General features: G+C 69.2%; 20 protein-coding genes. 7 read left to right on the top strand and 13 right to left on the bottom strand.

From position 1 onward, the window contains the following. Positions 1-3: 3 nt before the first annotated feature. The gene (locus ABCS02_RS28350; RefSeq protein WP_345839053.1) at positions 4-930 is read right to left on the bottom strand and encodes a helix-turn-helix domain-containing protein; all 927 of its coding nucleotides are present in this window, start codon (positions 928-930) and stop codon (positions 4-6) included. A gap of 155 nt (positions 931-1,085) precedes the next feature. On the opposite strand from ABCS02_RS28350, the gene ABCS02_RS28345 reads away from it, so the two are divergent. Next, entirely contained in the window at positions 1,086-2,183 is a 1,098-nt protein-coding gene (locus ABCS02_RS28345; protein WP_345839052.1) for a GNAT family N-acetyltransferase, read from the top strand. Between the two features lie 18 nt (positions 2,184-2,201). Here the strand turns inward: ABCS02_RS28345 and ABCS02_RS28340 are convergent, their stop codons facing one another. Then, on the bottom strand, positions 2,202-3,602 hold the full coding sequence (locus tag ABCS02_RS28340; RefSeq protein WP_345839051.1) for a PLP-dependent aminotransferase family protein: 1,401 nt from the start codon (positions 3,600-3,602) through the stop codon (positions 2,202-2,204). Positions 3,603-3,648: 46 nt separating this feature from the next. Here ABCS02_RS28340 and ABCS02_RS28335 point away from each other — a divergent pair, with 46 nt between their 5' ends. Then, positions 3,649-4,131 (top strand): carboxymuconolactone decarboxylase family protein, encoded by a 483-nt coding sequence (locus ABCS02_RS28335; protein WP_345839050.1) that lies wholly within the window; start codon positions 3,649-3,651, stop codon positions 4,129-4,131. Between the two features lie 4 nt (positions 4,132-4,135). Here the strand turns inward: ABCS02_RS28335 and ABCS02_RS28330 are convergent, their stop codons facing one another. Beyond that, positions 4,136-4,804: a cation diffusion facilitator family transporter gene (locus ABCS02_RS28330; RefSeq protein ID WP_345839049.1), complete on the bottom strand. Its 669-nt coding sequence runs from the start codon at positions 4,802-4,804 to the stop codon at positions 4,136-4,138. Positions 4,805-4,932: 128 nt separating this feature from the next. Here ABCS02_RS28330 and ABCS02_RS28325 point away from each other — a divergent pair, with 128 nt between their 5' ends. Then, positions 4,933-5,325, top strand: a complete 393-nt coding sequence (locus ABCS02_RS28325) for an SRPBCC family protein (RefSeq protein WP_345839048.1) — start codon at positions 4,933-4,935, stop codon at positions 5,323-5,325. A 48-nt stretch (positions 5,326-5,373) separates the two neighbouring features. Beyond that, positions 5,374-5,751, top strand: coding sequence for a VOC family protein (locus ABCS02_RS28320; protein ID WP_345839047.1), 378 nt, complete (start codon positions 5,374-5,376; stop codon positions 5,749-5,751). Between the two features lie 249 nt (positions 5,752-6,000). Here ABCS02_RS28320 and ABCS02_RS28315 read toward each other — a convergent pair whose 3' ends face one another. The 9 genes from ABCS02_RS28315 to ABCS02_RS28275 form a co-directional block, all read right to left on the bottom strand. Further along, entirely contained in the window at positions 6,001-7,128 is a 1,128-nt protein-coding gene (locus ABCS02_RS28315; protein WP_345839046.1) for a tyrosine-type recombinase/integrase, read from the bottom strand. A 53-nt stretch (positions 7,129-7,181) separates the two neighbouring features. Then, positions 7,182-7,577, bottom strand: a complete 396-nt coding sequence (locus ABCS02_RS28310) for a hypothetical protein (protein ID WP_345839045.1) — start codon at positions 7,575-7,577, stop codon at positions 7,182-7,184. A 358-nt stretch (positions 7,578-7,935) separates the two neighbouring features. Continuing rightward, positions 7,936-8,877 carry an AraC family transcriptional regulator gene (locus ABCS02_RS28305; protein ID WP_345839044.1) on the bottom strand — a complete coding sequence of 314 codons (942 nt, stop codon included), beginning with the start codon at positions 8,875-8,877 and terminating at the stop codon, positions 7,936-7,938. A 91-nt stretch (positions 8,878-8,968) separates the two neighbouring features. After that, complete coding sequence (locus ABCS02_RS28300; protein ID WP_345839043.1) at positions 8,969-9,916, bottom strand: helix-turn-helix domain-containing protein; 948 nt, start codon at positions 9,914-9,916, stop codon at positions 8,969-8,971. 223 nt (positions 9,917-10,139) lie between these two features. Next, positions 10,140-10,478: an ATP-dependent DNA ligase gene (locus ABCS02_RS28295; RefSeq protein WP_345839042.1), complete on the bottom strand. Its 339-nt coding sequence runs from the start codon at positions 10,476-10,478 to the stop codon at positions 10,140-10,142. 129 nt (positions 10,479-10,607) lie between these two features. Then, positions 10,608-10,898, bottom strand: a complete 291-nt coding sequence (locus tag ABCS02_RS28290; protein WP_345839041.1) for a hypothetical protein — start codon at positions 10,896-10,898, stop codon at positions 10,608-10,610. Between the two features lie 83 nt (positions 10,899-10,981). After that, positions 10,982-11,656, bottom strand: coding sequence for a glycosyltransferase (locus ABCS02_RS28285; RefSeq protein WP_345839040.1), 675 nt, complete (start codon positions 11,654-11,656; stop codon positions 10,982-10,984). Further along, on the bottom strand, positions 11,653-12,918 hold the full coding sequence (locus ABCS02_RS28280; protein WP_345839039.1) for a bifunctional PIG-L family deacetylase/class I SAM-dependent methyltransferase: 1,266 nt from the start codon (positions 12,916-12,918) through the stop codon (positions 11,653-11,655). The genes ABCS02_RS28285 and ABCS02_RS28280 overlap by 4 nt, the downstream gene beginning before the upstream one ends. Continuing rightward, positions 12,912-13,925: an acyl-CoA dehydrogenase family protein gene (locus ABCS02_RS28275; RefSeq protein ID WP_345839038.1), complete on the bottom strand. Its 1,014-nt coding sequence runs from the start codon at positions 13,923-13,925 to the stop codon at positions 12,912-12,914. The genes ABCS02_RS28280 and ABCS02_RS28275 overlap by 7 nt, the downstream gene beginning before the upstream one ends. 319 nt (positions 13,926-14,244) lie before the next feature. On the opposite strand from ABCS02_RS28275, the gene ABCS02_RS28270 reads away from it, so the two are divergent. From ABCS02_RS28270 to ABCS02_RS28260, 3 genes are read left to right on the top strand one after another with little or no spacing between them, the layout of a single operon-like run. Beyond that, on the top strand, positions 14,245-15,354 hold the full coding sequence (locus ABCS02_RS28270; RefSeq protein WP_345839037.1) for a glutathione-independent formaldehyde dehydrogenase: 1,110 nt from the start codon (positions 14,245-14,247) through the stop codon (positions 15,352-15,354). 34 nt (positions 15,355-15,388) lie between these two features. Continuing rightward, positions 15,389-15,511 (top strand): hypothetical protein, encoded by a 123-nt coding sequence (locus ABCS02_RS28265; RefSeq protein WP_345839036.1) that lies wholly within the window; start codon positions 15,389-15,391, stop codon positions 15,509-15,511. A gap of 30 nt (positions 15,512-15,541) precedes the next feature. Further along, positions 15,542-16,438, top strand: a complete 897-nt coding sequence (locus ABCS02_RS28260; protein WP_345839035.1) for an SDR family oxidoreductase — start codon at positions 15,542-15,544, stop codon at positions 16,436-16,438. Positions 16,439-16,513: 75 nt separating this feature from the next. Here the strand turns inward: ABCS02_RS28260 and ABCS02_RS28255 are convergent, their stop codons facing one another. Then, entirely contained in the window at positions 16,514-17,095 is a 582-nt protein-coding gene (locus tag ABCS02_RS28255) for a DNA starvation/stationary phase protection protein (RefSeq protein ID WP_345839177.1), read from the bottom strand. Between the last annotated feature and the right edge of the window lie 84 nt (positions 17,096-17,179).

Here is a 17,179-nt window from a genome sequence, read left to right as displayed (position 1 = left end):
CGGCTAGGGGGTGCCCTCCGTCGCGCCGAAGGCGGCCCGGTACGAGCGGCGGAACCGGTCCTCCGAGGGGAATCCCCAGCGGGCGGCCAGCGCCGCGTCGCTCAGCGTGGGCTCGGCCGTCCTGTCGACCCGCGCGGCCGAGAGGCGGGCGCGGCGCAGGTAGCTGCCGGCGCCGGTGCCCGTGCGCGAGCGGAACGTCTCATTGAGCGTGTCGAGGTCTGTCGCGGCCGCGGCGGCGACGTCGCCGAGGGTGATCGGCAGCGAGAGGCAGTCGTCGATGAAGTGCGTCGCGCGCCGGTAGACGGCGGCCTCGCCGCGCCGGGTCACGGGCGCGCGCTCGTGGTCCCGTTCCAGCGGGAAGGTCGTGAGCGCGCCGACCGCGAGCTGGTGGAACAGGCTCGCGCGGACCATCGGATGCTCGATCATCCCCGACCGGACGTACTCCGAGGCCACCTGGAGGGTCTGCAGCATCACGAGGCTGCGCTGAGGGTCGATCGGCCGCGGCGACTCGAAGGCCGGGTCGACACTGTCGTCGGCGTAGATCTGGCGCGCGACCTCCCTGAGCCGTTCGGGGCTGATGTAGACGTTGACGATCGTCAGGTCGTCGCCGTGGCCGAACAGCTCGTGCCCGGGCCGGGACAGGAACGGGGTCGCGTAGCCGGAGTCGCGGTCGCCGTCGATCTCCCACCGGTAGTCGCCGGAGAAGACGCCGTGGACGCCGAACTGGTCGAACTCGCCGTCGGACTGCCACTCGCCGTCGATGCGGTACACCCCGACCGCGACGCCCTCGTCACCGGCCTGCTTCACCCGGAAGGAGAAGTCCGACCCGGGATCGCGCGTGAACGCGAACCGACCTCCCGCCTCACGGAGCAGTGCGTCGGCCTCCGCCGGGTCGCCCGTGCTGCTCTGCACGCGCCTGAGAGCGTCCACATCGGGCACAGTACCCCCGGGAGGCCGGAGACACCTACCGGTGGTTGCGATCCGGGCGGCCGTCATGGGATGCTCTCCCTCGTGATCCTCTAGCAGAGCCCCTTCCTCCCCACGACCGTGGGTGAGTCGATCGACCCTGCACACGAAGAGGTTTCATGTCTACGTCAGAGAACACCACCACCACCCTCGCGGGCTTCACCATCGAGCCGCTCGTCGTCCCGGTCAGCGTCGATGCCGCGGACGCCGCGGACTTCGTCGCCTTCGCCGACGTGCGCAGCGCCGTCGAGGCGGAGCAGCGCGGCCACGCCGGCGAGGTCATGACCGCGGCCGAGCTGCTGCCGGACTGGAGGGACGAGTCGCGGCAGATGGCCGGGCTCGTCGCCAAGGTCGACGGCCGCGTCGTCGCCCGGGCGAACCTGGCGCTGCCGACCGGCGCGCCGGAGTGCTGGGGCGCGGTCTCCGTCCTCGCGGAGTTCCGCGGCCGCGGCATCGGCTCGGCCCTGTTCGCCCGCCTGGAGGAGTTGGCCAGGGCAGCCGGCCGCGCGACCATCCAGAACCAGACGACCTACCCGGCCGGCGTCGGGGGCGAGGCGGTCGCCGCACCGACCGGCTTCGGGTCGGTGCCGGTCGACCTCCCGTCGACCCGGTTCCTGCTCCGCCAGGGCTTCACGCTCGAACAGGTCGGGCGGATCAGCGCCCTGCCGCTGCCCGTCGACGCGGACGTGCTCGCCGCGCTGCTCGCCGAGGCGGCAGCCGGGTCCGCCGGCTACCGAACGGTCTCCTGGCAGGGCCGGACGCCCGAGGAGTGGGTGGAGTCCATCGCGCTCCTGCGCACCCGGATGAACACCGACGCCCCCAACGCCGGCATCGAGCTGACCGACGTCTGGACGGCGGACCGCGTCCGCGCCGTCGACGACCTCTGGGCCGAAAGCCCCCGGGTCGCGCTGACGTCGATCGTGGTCCACGAGGCGACCGGACAGGCCGTCGGGTTCACCGAGCTCGACGTGTCCAGCGAGTCCGACCGCCCGGCCGAGCAGATGGACACCCTGGTGCTGCGCGAGCACCGCGGGCACCGCCTGGGGATGCTGCTGAAGCTGGCGAACCTGCGCGAGCTGACCGCCCGGTTCCCCGGGTGCGCGCTCGTGGAGACGGTGAACGCGGAGGAGAACCGGCCGATGCTCGACGTCAACGACGCGATCGGCTTCGCGTCGACCGCCTTCTCGGCGCGCTGGCGGAAGCGCCTGGACGCCTAAGCGGGACGCGGGCCGCCCTCACCCGGAGCGGCCCGCGCCCTGGATCGTCGCCGTCAGCCGCGCGAGCGCGCTCGTGTAGGCGTGCTCCGGCGGGGTGGCGTAGCCGATCACGAGCGCGGGCGGACGGGACTGCCCCGGTGCCGCGTAGTGGGCCAGCCCGTCCAGAGCCAGCCCGCGGGAGGCGGCGTCCGCCACGACAGCGGACTCGTCGGCGCCCTCGGGCAGCGACAGCACGGCGTGCATCCCGGCGGGGAGGCCCTCCAGTCCGAGCGCGGGGGTCGTCCGCGCGAGCTGCCGGACCAGCACGTCGCGGCGGCGGCGGTAGGCGAGACGGCTGCGCCGGACGTGGCGGTCGTACCCGCCCGACCGGATCAGCTCGGCGAGCGTCAGCTGATCCAGCACCGACGGGAGGGCCAGCTCCCGCGCCAGCCGCTCGACCGCGGGACCGATCAGCCGGGCCGGGAGGACCATCCACCCCAGCCGGATGCCGGGAGCCAGGGTCTTGCTGACGGTCCCCAGGTACGCGACGCGCTCGGGAGCCAGCGCCTGCATCGCCCCGATCGGTCGCCGGTCGTAGCGGAACTCGCCGTCGTAGTCGTCCTCGACGATCACGCCGTCCGTGCCGGTCGCCCACTCCAGGAAGGCCGCGCGCCTGGCCGGGTCCAGGGCCGCGCCGAGGGGGAACTGGTGGGCCGGGGTGAGGAGCGCGAAGTCGGCCGTGCCGGGCTCCGGCGGGTGGGCGCCGAGCGCATCCACCGGCACCGGGTGGCAGCTCAGGCCGAGCTCGGCTAGGAGGTCGCGGTGCTGCCGGTGCCCGTGCGACTCGACCGCCACCCCGCGGGCGCCCTGCGCGTGGAGCACCGCCCCGACGATCGAGAGGCCCTGCGTGAAGCCGGAGCAGATCACCACCCGGTCGGGCGTGACGCGCACTCCCCTCGCCCGGGCGAGGTAGCCGGACACCGCCTCGCGGAGGACGGGCAGCCCCTGCACGTCGGCGTACCCGAACGTGCTCGCGGGAGCCGCGGTGATCGCCGCACGGGACGCGGCGATCCAGGCCGACCGGGGGAACGACGAGACGTCGGGGAAGCCGGCGCGCAGGTCGAAGGCGGGGGCGGGCGCGGTCGTGGGCGGCTCCGGGCTCGGGGACGGCTCGACGGCGGCCTCGGCGACCCGGGTGCCCGAGCCCTGCCTGGCGGTGAGCCAGCCCTCCGCGACCAGCTGGGCGTAGGCGTTCGCGACCGTGTTGCGGGCGATCCCGAGGTCGGCGGCCAGCGTCCGCGTCGGCGGCAGGAGGGCGCCGGCCGGCAGCCTCCCCTCACGGACGGCGAGCCGCAGCGACTCCTCGAGCGAGGTCCGGACCGTGTTGCCGCCGAGTTCGACGTGGAGGTCGCGACCCGAAATGGCCCATCGTTCAGTCATGCGATTGGATCTTACTCGTGGGCCTCTTCGCTCCTAGATTTGCAGCATGACGACAACGACCATCCCCGTCCGCCTCGACCTCGACACGCACGCCGCGATCTTCGGGAAGGCGATGAACCACCTGGACAACGCCGCCACCCGCGAGCTGGACCGCGTGGACTTCGACGCGCGCCTCCGCGAGCTCATCCGCATCCGCGCCTCCCAGCTGAACGGCTGCGCCTACTGCGTCGACACCCACTCCCGCGACGCCCTCGCGGTCGGCGAGACGGCCCAACGGATCTTCGCGCTGCCGGTCTGGCAGGAGTCGATGTTCTTCACGGACCGGGAGCGCGCGGCCATCGCCTTCACCGAGAGTGTGACCCGGGTCGCCGCCACGCATGTCCCCGAGGAGGACTTCGCGGCCGTCGCCGAGCACTTCACCCCCGACGAGCTCGGCGCCATGCTCTCACTCATCGTCACGATCAACGCGTGGAACGCGCTCGGCGCTGCGGCCCGTCCTTGGCAGCCGGAGCTGGAGGGCGCGCGCTGAGCCTTCAGTCGTCGTCGAAGTCGACGGCTCGACCGCGCAGCGCGGCGACGGCCTTCACGATCAGCCGCACCGCGGCGACGGCGATCACCAGCGAGACGCCGAGCGCGAGGACCGGGTCGAGCCAGTAGGCGCCGCCGGTGAGCAGGATGATGACGCCGGCGATGACGATGGCGGCGGCGACCGCGGCGTCGGCCAGCGCGTCCAGGAGGACCGACCGCATGTGGATGTCCTCGTCCCCGGCCGAGAAGCCGAGGACGAACGCACCCGCCAGCATCACGACCATCGTCACGAGGCTGACGATCACCACCGGGAGTCCCTCGACCGGCGGCGAGCCCTCCCGCAGCCGGCCGACCGCCTCCACGACGACGGACGCCGTGACCACGAGCAGGAGGGTCCCGTTGACGAGCGCCGCGACGGCGATCGGCCGGTTCGCGTGGGGATGCCCGGGGTCGCGGTCCCGCAGGGCGATCGCGACCAGGCCGAGGGCCAGCGCGAGGCAGTCCGCGACGGTGTCCCCCGCCGCGGCGAGCACGCTCACCGACCCGGCGACCAGACCGACGACGACCAGCCCCACGATCAGGGCGGCGTTCAGCCCGAGCACGATCGCGACCCGGCGAGCCTGACTCAGCCTCGGCGTCCGATCGGCCCCGGCGATGTCCGGCTCGGAGTCCACACTCCCGATCCTGTCACGTGACAGGATCTGACCGAGCACCGCCCGCCGTTCGCAGTCGAGACCGCCTCCCGGCTCATGGCGGTCGTCAACCCCTGACGCACCCCGGATCGCAGACGTACCCTCGGGCAATGCCCACCTACACCGCCACCCGCCCGCTCGACGGCGACGCCGACGAGTACTTCGACTACATCGCCGACCCCGAGAATCTGCCGGCGTACTTCCCCCGCATGACGGAGGCCCACGAACTCCCCGACGGGAAGGTCGAGACGACCGCGCACGTCGACGCGGACCGCGACGGCCGCGACGAGACGGTGACCTCCGTCGCCGAGTTCGACGTCGACAACGCCGCGCGGGAGATCCGCTGGTCGGCCCCGGGACCGCACGACTACCGCGGCTCGCTGCGCCTGGCCGACGACCGGGTCGAGCTGACCATCCACACCGCCGAGGACGTCGACGGGATGCAGCAGGCGCTCGACGGCACCCTCGCGACGATCGCGGACAACCTCCGACGGCGCGCGTGAGGCCGGCCGGGGCTGGCGCCGAGCCCCCGCTGACCGGATACTGAGCGCGTGGAGATTCTGCAGGTCGCACAGCACGCCGACGACCTCGACCGCGCCGCGGCGTTCTACGAGAACCTGCTCGGCGAGACGGCCGCGGCCCGCTTCGACCCGCCGGGCCTCCTCTTCTTCAACATCGGCATCGGCCGCCTCCTCCTCGAGAAGGGCGCCCCGTCGGCGCGGGTCTACCTCCAGGTGGACGATGTGGCGGAGACGGTGGAGCGGTTGCGCGGCGACGGCGTGAAGGTGGTCACGGAGCCGCACGTGATCTTCACGCACCAGGACGACGCGATCGGGCCGGCGGGGAACGACGAGTGGATGGCGTTCATCGAGGACAGTGAGGGGAACACTGTGGGGCTGGTGAGTTACGAGCCCCGGCACGACCCGTGAGCGGGTTTGGCCGATCCACGGAGAGCGGGTAGTGCTGGCGGAAGCCTAATTTCCCAGTGTTTTACTGGGATTCCGGGCCGTGCGAGTGTAGTTCAATGGTAGAACTTCAGCTTCTACTACTCCGGATATCAGAGAGTCACACTCGGCCTCATAAGCCCCGTTGATCGGGGCTTTTCCGACTATTGGCGTACACGTGTGATCTCAGTGAAACGCCGTGGATCACGCTCAAAGCGGTGAGTAAACGGTGAGCTACGCGAGTCCGGGTCCGGAGTCGCCCCGCACGTTGAACCGTTCGAGGATCGCCGTCGAGTCCGGCACCTGCGCCACCCGCGGAAGGTAGGACTGCTCGGTCGTCGCGTAGGTCGAATGGCCCAGTTGGTGCTGCGCGCGCTCGAGGCCGGCCGCGTCGCGGATCGCGGTCGCAACGGTGGACCTGAACTCCTTCGGCACCCGCGCTTCGAACCGCGTTCCCTTCAGAGCGATGTGCCACTGAAGACGGAAGTTGTCGGGGATGCGCGGCGTGAGCGTCGAGGACGGGAAGACGAGCTCGGAGAACGACTCGACCCGTCGACGGAGGAGCATCTTCCCGACAAACGTGGGCAGGAAGAGGCGGCGTCCGCCTCCGGTCTTGGTCTTGTTCTGAACGGTCCACCGGCCTTCGCGGTTCTTCGCCATTGTCCGGTGGATGTCGACAGTGAACGGCTGGATGGTGAAGTCGACGTCCTCCCACATCAGGGCGAACACCTCACCCGGGCGGCAGCCTGTGCCAAGGAAGAAGTCCACGGGATCCGCGAGGTCGGTGCCGCGGCGACGGCCTGATGCGTCCAAGCCTGCGTCCCAACGAGCGAGGATCTCGCGCAACTCGGCAACATCCTCGAGCGTGAACGTGGCCACCTCGTGATCTGGCTCTTCAACAGGCGCAACAGACTTCATCGGGTTGGCTTCGATGGCATCGTGCCGGGCCGCCATTGCGAACATTCCGGTCAGCAGGACGACTGCGATGCTCGCGTTCGAATAACCGTTGAGTCGGGCGGTCTGCTTGATGAACCGGTCGAGCTTTGATACCGAGGCTTCGCGGATCATCCAGCCGCCGAGGTTCGGAACGATGTACTTGTCCAGGACGGTCTCGTATCGCCGCAACGTGCCGTTCGAGCGGGACGTGTGGCTGAACTCGTCCCACCAGACGATCGCGAGATCGGCCAACCGGGTTTCCGGGTTGAGCTCACCGTCGCCCAACGGTTTGATGCGATCGCGCATAGCTTCACGGAGGAGGGCCTCGGCCTTCTGCTTGGTGCGGCCGATGCGCTCGATCTGCCGCGTGCGGCCGTCGACGTCGCGGTAGCGGGCGCGGGCTGCCCAGCGATCTTGCGTGAGCATGCGGGTAGTGACTGTGCCCCACGTTTCGGAGACGAGCGGAGGACGGGACATGATCACCGACCCCCGTCCTCGATACGCGAGCCGACTGACCCGGCTCCGCAAATGCGGGGCGTAGGGGTCGGCGCGGGAAACGGCGATCCGTCGAGGTCAGCGGAATCCCGCACGGGACCACGCGTGGCGCCAATGGTACGCGCGACCAGCCCAACCACGCGATGGTCGTCGAGCCGCACGAAGGGAACGCATGCCGCCTCAGCCGTGAGCGCCGCGAGCCGTCCGATCGGCGTGAACGGGTTGGCTGCGATCGCCCACCCATCCACGGCGCACTTGCTCACTGTTTCGACGCACTCCCTCTTCTCCTCGGAGCTCGGGCTGAGCGAGCCGACGACTCCGATCAGTCCACCCTGCAGTTCCGGACCCATGTTTCTGGTGTCGATGACGAATACCCGCATCACAATCACTCTCCTGACTCTCGTTCTTGTTTGCCTTCCGGCGGAGAGATCGAGAGCGAGTGGGAGGGGCGCAGTGCCGGGACCGTGGAATACCGGAACGGAGCGCAGCGGAGCGAGGATATGCCGCGAAAGCCCGGGCACGGAGCACCGGGAACGAGCTACGATCGACCGGCGGAAAGACAAACAAGGCAGCAAGTTCAGCGCCGCCGCAGGCGGCTCATCGCAACTTCAGAGGAGCACGGGCGCACCGCAGGCCTTGCAGGCGATCTCGGACGCCCGCGACCGGCTTATCTAGTGCGAGATCGGCTGCGCTCTTGCGACGCGATTACTGTTTCTCCGTGCAGATCTAGACCCTGAATCAGCCGCGAAGCGTCTCGCTGGGGTTCTCACCGAAGGCGTCACGGTAGGCGGCTGCGAATCGCGGGACGTGCACGAACCCCCAGCGGTGGGCGATGGTGGCCACTGTGTCCCCGGGTTTGGCCGCTCGGAGGTCGGCGCGGGCTGCTTCCATTCGTAGTCCGCGCAGGTAACGGGTGGGGCTGGTGCCGAGGATACGAAGGAAGACGTCTTGCAGCCCCCGTGGGGACAGGCGGGCAGCGCCGGCGAGGTCCTCCAACCGAATCGGTTCGCTGAGATGCTCTTCCATGTAGCCGATGGCGCGGCGCACAGCTGCCGGGAGTGCTCGTGCTCCGTCATGGCCGGCCGGGAGGTCGAGGGTGTTGTTGGGGAAGGTGACGAGCAGGCAGGAGATCAGGATCTCGAAGGCTCGGTCGCGGATCAGATCGTTGCTCAGCAGAGCCTCCTCCGTGACCACGTTGTCGCGCACGAACGCGGTGGTCGCCTCCCATGATCGCTGCAGCGACATCGAGACGGGCGCGCTTCCGGTGAACGCGACCCGCAGGCCGGGTGTGGCAAAGTGGTCTGCCGCGAAGGTGTTGATCTGACGTGCGTCCAGTTGTGTGCCGTTGACGGTGAAGGAGTCCTGCCAGGAGGCGTCGGCCGCCGCCGCTGGGAACAGGCTGGGCCGGGTCGTGTCGACCGGGGTGCGTCCGATGCTGCAGTCCCACGCCCCTTCGGTGACCTCTACCACGATGACGATCGGCTGCGGCTCCATCTGGAAGCGTCCGCTCGAGGTCCATTGTTCGTGCAGAATGGCGAAGCGTTCGTCGCCCACCGCGGAGAGATCCAGGCCGAATTTCTCCGGGTGCGGCTCCATCTCCACGCCGGAGTACATGTCGTTGAGAACAGCCATCGCGTACTCGGAATCTGTCGTCGAAACCGCGGTACGAAAGGTGCCCATAGGAATCTCCTCCCGGCGAGGCAACTGCTCCTTAGTGTCCGCCTCCCGTGTGCTCCCGGCTAGGGAGCAATCCGTTCACGGCGAGCGGACCTCAGTCTTCGCGGTCGAGGATCCATTCCGGGTGCAGCCCGTAGGTGTCGAGGAAGAGCGACGCGAACCGCCTCGATGAGGCAAACCCCCACCGACGGGCGACCTGAGCGACGGTCGCTCCGGTGGTGGGATCACCGACCTGGAGATCGGCGAACGCTGCGCCGAGTCGTATCGTTCGCAGATAAGCGGTGGGAGAGATCTGTTCGGGGTGCAGGGCGTGGAAGGCCTCCGCCAACTCGGGCACGGACGCACCCACCGCTTCAGCGGCGTCGTCGACCGTGATCGGCAGCGACGCGTAGTCACGGAAGAACTCGACCGCGGAACGGTAGATCCGCTGTCGACGTTCCGCCGTCGCGTGCAGGGCCGCACGATCGCCGTCCAGGCGGAAGACCTCCAGTGCAGCGACCGACAGCAGCCGAAACGCGCTCGAGCGGATCATCTCGTTGCTTAGCGCACCCGTGTCCCGATACATCAGAACAAGGTCGAGCACACTAGACCAGGTCGCGCCCGCCTGCCGACTCGCAGGATGTGGTCCATCGAACGCCACGACCAGATCCTTCCGCCCATAGAGCAGCCGGGCGGTCCGCTCCAGCGCGATGACGTCCAGGTTCACCGATCTGCGCTCGGTGTTCACCGTGAAGGACGTGAACGGCGTGCCCGGTCGAAACAGCACCGGCTGATCGAACATGTCGCCGCTCTCTCGCGCTTCCTCCCAGCCGCTGCGCGATGTGGCGGTGGCCACCACGAACACATCCGTCTCGGCCGCGGCCGTGTGCTCCCCGTCGAAGCGCACCGACGCGATCTGGAACCGCTCATCACCGGCAAGGCGCATGCCGATCCGGTCGAGCCTCCCCTTCAGCGCCACCTTGCCGTAACGGCCCGAGAGGAAGTGTTCGGTCTCGCCCGCATCCGCGGACGTGAACTCGAACTCATAGAACGACGTCGCCATCAGACGCACCAATCCGACGGCAATCCGAGACTGTATTGGCAGTGCCGAAAAGAGCAGAAAGACGGGGTCACGTCGACACTGAACTCTTCGATGAGCATCATTGAATATCCCCCACCTGCACCGCTGGAGTAGCCACTACAAGCATCCGCGGACAACTACGACTCGTCAACGCTGGGCGACGGTGAACACGCTCCAGATTCCACAGCTCATCAACGCTTCAGTGTCACCGGCCGGCCATTGCGGCGTGGAGACGGGCGCCGTTGACGGGTTCCCCGTCAGGGCCTGCAACGATCAGTCCGGTGGAACTTGCAGCTGATTCGGCCAACTGCTCGATCCAGTCCCGGTCGATCGACGGGGCTCTTGATCCCTCGAATTTGAAGTACAACGGGATCGACGGGTCCATCCAGATCGTGCTGCGGCCGTCGCCGACCTCCGGAGCGTCCCGCCACGAGAACGCGAAGCTCTCCCGGCGGCGCAGCTTATTGACGATTACGATCTGCAGATGCGCCAGCAGCCGATCGTCGAAGGCGATCACTGTTCCGTCATAGGTCAGCGTCCCCATGAGGCTTCACCCGCTTCCACCTGCTCGTTAACGCAAGTGTGATCCGGATTGCGAGGAAAAGATACTGTTTTGACGCAGCACGTCCGCTTAGCCCGAGCACGCTGGTTGCGGCCGAAGGTGTGCTGGCCATCAGTGTGGGAGGAAGCTTCCTCCGACCTCCTCGATCCGTTCGAGGAGGTAACCGGTCGACAGATGGTTCTCGGGCTCCGTGGCCGTCGTCGACGCGGTCTCGACCATCAACTCTGTCGCTGCGTTCAGGAGGAAGCTGGCATCGACTTCGTTCCCGTCCGATCCGATCGCGTGCACCGTGACGACATTCGTCCGACCTTGGGCCCCGAGCAACGCGGCGTAGTTGATCAGAAGGTCGGACACTTCGTCGCCGACCAGCAAGGACTTCTCGCCGTACGTCACGTGCTTCATGACACGCAACGTATGCCGATGTAACCGTTCCAGCCTCCGGTTGACAATGCGCGACGACGTGCAGGTGACGACGACGGGCCCGCTCAGGTCGTGAGGCCGCGCAGGTAGGCGGCATAGCCGTCTGGAGCGCGCCCGGTGAGGCGGCCGGAGGTCGTCACCGGGTGGCGCTCGCTCTCGGCGATCGTGTATCGAGCCGCTCGCAGCCGGGCGACGAGGTCCACATCCTCACCGATGAACAGCGGCAGGAATCCGCCGACCCGGGTGTACGCATCCGCACGCACCCCGAGGTTCGCGCCGTGCACGTGACCGAGGGTCGCGCCGGGGGGATGGCTCCGCTTCCAAGCACGCCGCCTTGCCTCATCGAGCTCGTCCAATCGCGGCACGACGGCACCGACATACGCGTCGGATCCCGCAGCCCCGTCCAGGTGCTCCCGCAACCAGAAATCCGGTACGACGCTGTCGGCGTCGGTGAATGCGAGCCACGTGCGATCCGTCGGGACCGTCGAGGCGCACAGCCCAGCGACGACGGCGTCGTGGCGGCTCCGGCCCACGTTCGCGTGGTCGCGTTCGATCACGATGACATCTGGGAACCGGCGTGCGACGCCGGCGGAACCGTCCGTGCACGCGTCCAGCACGACGACGACCGTGGAAGGGACCGGGACGGCCGCCCGCGCCGCCGCGACGGACTCCAGGCATGCGCCCAGCGTCGACTCCTCGTTGCGCGCCGGGATGACGACGAGCACACCCTCGGTCGTCACCCGAAGACCTCCAGCAGGAAGTCCTCCTCCTGGTGCTGCACCAGCACACGGAGCCCGGTGCGGTTCGCGAAGGCGGCATGCGCGTCCCAGCCGGACTGGGCGAAGTCGTCCGCGTGACCCGTCCAGTGGCAGAGCACGACGTGACCGCCCTCTGCGAGCGAGCCGAGGATGCGATCGAGTGTCGCCGTCCACTGATCGGCCGCCAAATAGTAGGCCACCTCGGACACCACGATGAGGTCGAACCGGCCGTCGGGCCACTCGTCGGGCACCCGCATCCACTGGACCGCAACGTTCGGGTGTGCCGCCGTGCGCTCCGCGGCGAGGGCAACGGCGGTCGGCGCGGTGTCGATGCTGAGCAGCGCGTCGCATCGTTCCGCGAGCAGGGCCGACATCTCGCCGTTGGAGCAGCCGATCTCGAATCCGCGCGCGTACCGCTCTCTCGGGAGGGCTGCGCACGTGATCGCGCGCTTGCGCCGTTCGTACCATCGCGTGCGTACGGACCACGGATCGGCGCTCACTCGGTGCAGTGCTTCGAAATGATCGTCGCAGACGTTCGCCTCCGGCTCGAACAAGACCTCCCTGCCCTGGATGGCCCGGTCGACGAACTCGTCCGTGAGAACGCCGTCGGGGTTCTCCGAGGTGTGCATCTGGCTGGCGAACATCGAAAGCGCAACCCGCTTCCGAGCACGTGCTGATGAGGTCAGCTCGACCTCGCTGACCCGCTCCCACGGCAGATCATCGGGCGAACCCCATTGCCACATCCAGATCGGATAGAGCAGGAGTCGGTCGCCGTGAACCGCGCACGCGCTGGCGACCTCCCGGCCGAGCGTCCGATGGTCGCCGTGTCGGTCGCCCGGCCAGGGTGCCAGCACGAGCGTGCCCTCGCGGCGTCGGGCGGCCAGCGCCAGTTCCACCGCGTCACGGAGCAGATCGGCTTCGTGCTTGAGGCCACCGTCCGACAAGCCGAGGACGGTCAGGTCGATCGTCGACCCGAGCCGCGACAGCGCCGAGGTCAGTTCTGCCACGCGCTCTTCGCGCTCGCTCGTGGCGACGATCACCGAGATGTCGATGCCGAGCTCGCCGGCCATGACGAGGAGGCCGCCCACACCGAGCGTCTCGTCATCGGGATGAGCGGAGAAGACGACGATCCGGCTGAAGCCGGCGAGCCAGTCGCGGGTACGGAGAGGCACTGCGTCCCAGCGCGACGTGTCCTCCCAGGCGTCGAACGGCGTGGTCGTGACGAGTGGGTCGAAGGTCACCATGCGAGGAGCCCTCCCGCCAGGTGGCCCGCGAGCGACGCGTCGTCGCGGCCGCGGTGGTACTGCGACACGTAGAGTTCGAGGTCCGCGCAGCGGCGGGCCAGGCCCTCGTCGAACGCGAGGGCGGCCGGTCCGAGGACGTCGCGGGCGACGTCCAGCGTGGCCGCGACCGCGTCGGCGACCGTGCCGCGGACGGCGTAGGCCAGGACTGCGGGATCCGGGACCTCGTGCGCGTCGATCCGGGCGGCCGCGTCATCGAGTGCGAGTCGACCGGCGTCGAGGCGGCGGTACAGCTCACCGGCTCGCGCCGCGAGGAGCGCGTCCTCAGGTCGCTTCCTGGCGCGGGCGATGAGAGCATCCACGACCGGGAGGCAGCCGCCCCACCAGCACGCGGCAACACCGATCGCACCCCACCGGAACCCCGGGCGGTCCAGGTACCAGCCGTCGCCGCCGACCGGGCGGGCAGGCGAATGGTCGAACGTAACCGGCCCGCTCACCACCTCGGCGAGACCGCGAGCGACCCACTGCGCCGCTTCGACCGTCACCCCGGGAGCACCCATCGAGACCGCGAGCATCCGCCGACCGCCGTCGGGGGTGGATGCGGTGACCAGTGCGCTGGTGAGCCGACCGGCGAGCGAGCACCACGGCTTGCGACCCCGCAGCACCCAGCGATCGTGGTCCTGGCAGGCGAGCAGCACATCGCCGGGCGCCTCGGCCGCGAACACGCCCCAGGTCGTGCCCTGCTCCGGCTCCGGAGCGTCGGCTTCGGCGAGGATCGCCACGGCGTCCAGGTGCGGTTCGATCACGCGCGCCGCCGTCACGTCGACGGCGGCGATCCTGGCGAGTCCGCGGAAGCGTTCGGCCGTTCGCCCCGAACCCGGCAGTGGCAGCAGCGAGTTCGGGGAGGTCGCTCGCAGCACCTCCAGCAGGGGCGCGACGCTGCCACCGCACTGGGCCGCGGCGTCGAGATACGCGCTGATCCCGGTGATCGTGCGTGGCGCGGACATCATGCGACGACGCGCATTCGCTGGAGTGCGCTGGACGGTTCGAGGCGTCGGGCGCCCCTGGTGGTGTCGACCCGGCTCGTATGCATAAGACGCACTCTGGGCCGCGAACGGTGGCGATCAAGCCCCTTGCGCAGCGGCCGGGAGCGTGTCGTCCGTCTTCGGGCGATCTCGGGACCGTCGGCGGGCACGGTACGCGCGCCCTCCCGAGCAGACAACCGGCTCCATCCAGCCCATTGTCCGCGTAGCGTCCGGGGCGAATGAGCACGAGACGAGAAACCGGGAGGAACACATGAAGGCCGTCGTCTACAAAGGACCCCGCGACGTGGCAGTCGAAGACGTCGAGGACGCCCGCATCGAGCAGCCGCTCGACGCCGTCATCCGCATCACCACCGCGAACATCTGCGGCTCCGACCTGCACCCGTACGAGGGCAGGGCCGACATGGAACCCGGCATGGTGTTCGGGCACGAGAACATGGGCATCGTCGAGGAAGTCGGCCCCGGCGTCGATAGGATCAAGGTCGGCGACCGCGTGTCGGTTCCGTTCAACCTCGCCTGCGGCACCTGCCGCAACTGCAACCTCGGCTACACGTCCGCGTGCCTGCGGGCCAACCCCTCCGGCAACCCGGGCGCCGGCTACGGATACCCGAAGATGGGCCCGTACCGAGGCGGTCAGGCGGAGTTCCTGCGCGTGCCGTGGGCCGACTTCAACCTGCTGGAGCTGCCGGCGGGCGACCAGTGGGAGAGCGACTTCACGATGCTCTCGGACATCTTCCCGACCGGGCACCACGGCGTGGAGCTGTCCGGCTTCCGCACGGGCGAGTCGGTGGCGATCTTCGGGGGCGGCCCGGTCGGGCTGATGGCCGCGCACAGCGCCATGCTGCGAGGGGCCTCGCAGGTCTTCGTCGTCGACAAGGAGGACGACCGCCTGGCGCTCGCCCAGACCTTCGGCGCGACCCCAGTCTCCCTCGCCGACGGCGACCCGGTCGAGGCCATCGTGGACGCGACCGACGGGTTCGGCGTCGACCGAGGCGTGGAGGCCGTCGGCTACCAGGCCCACGACTCCTCGGGTCACGAGCATCCCGAACTGGCGCTCGACAATCTGGTCGGCGTGGTGCGTGCGACCGGCGGTATCGGCATCGTCGGGGTGTACGTTCCGGAGGACCCAGGCGCCGCGGACGCCGGCTCGAAGGAGGGCCGGGTGCCGTGGAGCTTCGGCGCCGCCTGGGAGAAGGGGATCGCTTTCGGCACCGGCCAGTGCCCGGTCAAGCGGTACAACCGCGAGCTGCGCGACCTCATCATCCACGGCAAGGCCACCCCGAGCGCGATCGTCTCCCACGAACTCCCGCTGACCGAGGCGGCGGACGCGTTCGCACACTTCGACGCTCGCGACGACGGCTGGACCAAGGTGATCCTGCATCCGGCCGCGGCATGACGAACGACACCACCACACGAAAGGACCACTCACGATGACAGACCACGAAGCACGCCACCCCGACCCGGACGACCTACCGGACGGTTCCGGCACCGATGCCGAGGAACCGGACGACGGTTCCGACACGGCTTCGGGCGGCGGCGCGGACGACCGCTGAAGCATCCTGACGAAAGGAGACCTCCGACCCATGCCTGAGAGCCAGTACGAATTCGATAACCCCGTCGACCGCTACCCCCACATCCACCCGCCCGAGACGCAGGTGCCCGAGCCGGGCCGCGACAGCGAACTCAACCCACCCGCCGATCACGGCGAGGCCAGCTACGTCGGTACGGGCCGGCTGAACGGCCGCAAAGCGATCGTGACGGGAGGCGATTCCGGGATCGGCGCGGCCGTCGCGATCGCGTTCGCGCGGGAGGGCGCAGACGTCGCCATCGTGTACCGCCCGGCCGAGGAGGTGGACGCGCAGGCGATCGCCGAGCAGATCCGCGACGCGAACCGGACCGCCTTGCTGATCCCCGGCGACCTGACCGACCGGGCGTTCTGCGACGAGGTCGTGAAGCGGACGGTGGGCGATTTCGGCGCGGTCGACATCCTGGTCAACAACGCCGGCAAGCAGCTCTTCTGCACTGACCTGGCCGAACTGCCCGACGAGCAATTCGACGAGACGATGAAGACCAACGTCTACGCGATGTTCTGGCTCACCAAGTCAGTGCTTCCGCACCTTTCGCCGGGCGCCACGATCATCAACACGACCTCGGTTCAGGCGTACCTCCCGAGCGAGTTGCTGGTGGACTACGCGACCACGAAGGCGGCGATCAACACCTTCACCAAGGCCCTCGGCCAGCAACTCGCGCCGAAGGGCATCCGGGTGAACGCCGTCGCGCCGGGCCCGATCTGGACGCCGCTGCAGGTCAGCGCTGGCCAGCCTCCCGAGAAGCTGCCCGACTTCGGCTCCCAGACGCCGATCGGGCGCCCGGGGCAGCCGGCCGAACTGGCGCCGGCGTACGTCTTCCTGGCGTCGCCGGAGTCCAGCTACGTCGTCGGTGAGACCCTCACGGTGACGGGCGGGATGCCGACGCCCTGAGCATGGCCGAGCTCCGCACGAGGAAGGGCGCGTCCACACGGACGCGCCCTTCCTCGCTTCACGTCAGCGCTCACATCACCGTGTGGCGGGGCGACGGTTCTCCGCGCTCACCATCCAGGCCAGCTGCTCCAGGCGTTCGATGATCTGATGCAACAGGTCGGCCGAGGTCGGGTCCTCCTCGTCGACGTCGTCGTGCACGTCACGGATGGTGCGCACGGTGGTCTCGAGGCGGTCGGTGATCAGATCGACCGCGTCGCCCGTGTCCACCTCGCCGTTCGGGAACACGGCGAGCGACGTCGTCTCCGCCACGGTGCGCGACCTGCCGTCGGTCGTCGCGTGCAGGGCTCGCAGTCTTTCGCCGACGTCGTCGCTGTACCTGCGCGCGGCTTCCACGATCTCGTCGAGCTGGAGGTGGAGGTCGCGGAAGTTGCGGCCGACTATGTTCCAGTGCGCTTGCTTGCCCTGCAGCGACAGCTCGATCAGGTCGACCTGCACCCGCTGGAGACTCTCTGCGAGGGTGGCGGAGGCGACGAAGCCGTTCTCCGCGTTCTCCCGCCGCGTCTCGTGCTCGCCGGGTGCGGCGCTCTTGGAGCGTGTCGTGCGAGACGGGGATGCTGCCGAGTTCTTGGTCGTGTTCTTCGTGGTGGTCGCCATCAGTTCCTTCTTCCCTGGGAAGTCATTCCGTGCGGACGGTAGGCCGGGCTCGATCGGGTGCCAACGGGGTTGACCATCCGGCAGAGG

Source organism: Microbacterium sp. X-17 (assembly GCF_039615055.1).
Note: the sequence above shows the minus strand (reverse complement) of the source record. Positions and strands in the feature narration are given on the sequence as shown.